This window comes from Salinimicrobium oceani, from assembly GCF_012037645.1.
In genome coordinates this window covers 1-494 of record NZ_JAAVJR010000468.1, presented here as the reverse complement: position 1 = coordinate 494, position 494 = coordinate 1, and the positions used below count along the sequence as shown (strand labels likewise).

General features: G+C 43.5%; 1 protein-coding gene. It reads left to right on the top strand.

Translation table 11 applies throughout. The features are described 5' to 3' along the window. Nucleotides 1-30: 30 nt before the first annotated feature. The coding region (locus tag HC175_RS17775) for a type I restriction enzyme subunit R domain-containing protein (protein ID WP_438865957.1) at nucleotides 31-494 on the top strand (464 nt) is incomplete at its 3' end.

Below are 494 nucleotides of genomic sequence, written 5' to 3'. Positions count from 1 at the left end.
GATAATACTGCCTTCATTATTGTATCCGATATGCTACTCACAGGATATGATGCACCTATAGCAAGTGTGCTTTACCTGGACAAGCCATTGAAGGAACACAATTTACTTCAGGCCATCGCACGGGTGAATCGCTCCCGTAAGGGTAAACACGCTGGTTTTATTGTCGATTACAACGGGATATCGGCTTACCTCATCCACGCTATGGAAATCTTTTCTGGTGACCTAAGACCAGAGGATATCCTTAAAAATATTAATGAGGAACTCCCCAGGCTGGAGCTGAATCACACGAAGCTGGTTGCGTTCTTTAATCCCATGCGCATCAACCGCAAATACGAGCGTGAACAGTTTATAGATGCCGCACTACGTTACATTGAGTCCCAAGACAGACGGGATGAGTTCAAGTCACTTTTGAAGGATTTTAATAAGTCTATCAACCTGGTCCTGCCGAGTCAGAAAGCTATGAAGTACCAGGATGATTTTAAATTGTTCAATGA